This is a genomic window from Lacinutrix sp. MEBiC02595, assembly GCF_053601555.1.
On record NZ_JBSHNU010000034.1, the window covers coordinates 1 to 249 of the forward strand.

The 249-nt window shown below is 36.1% G+C and carries 1 protein-coding gene; it reads right to left on the bottom strand.

Translation table 11 applies throughout. From position 1 onward, the window contains the following. Window positions 1–249 (bottom strand): hypothetical protein (locus ACVCZW_RS00100; RefSeq protein WP_452231290.1); only part of this gene is annotated, 249 nt, incomplete at both ends.

The following is a 249-nucleotide window of genomic DNA, read 5'->3' on the forward strand; positions in this document are numbered from 1 at the left end:
GGTGTAAGTTAATGTTCCGTCATTATTATCCACCAATGTTGTTAAAGCTTCCAGGTTTGCTATGATTGCAGATAAATCTAATTGTGTAGTAACGCCATCTTCGTCTGTATAATCGATGTTTGTATTGTCTGTGTTTAAAGCGATCGAAGTAAGTGTTTCCAGATTAGCAACATCTAAAATAGTTGGGTTTCCATCTTCATCGGTGTAAGTTAATGTTCCGTCGTTGTTGTCAACTAAAGTTGTTAAAGC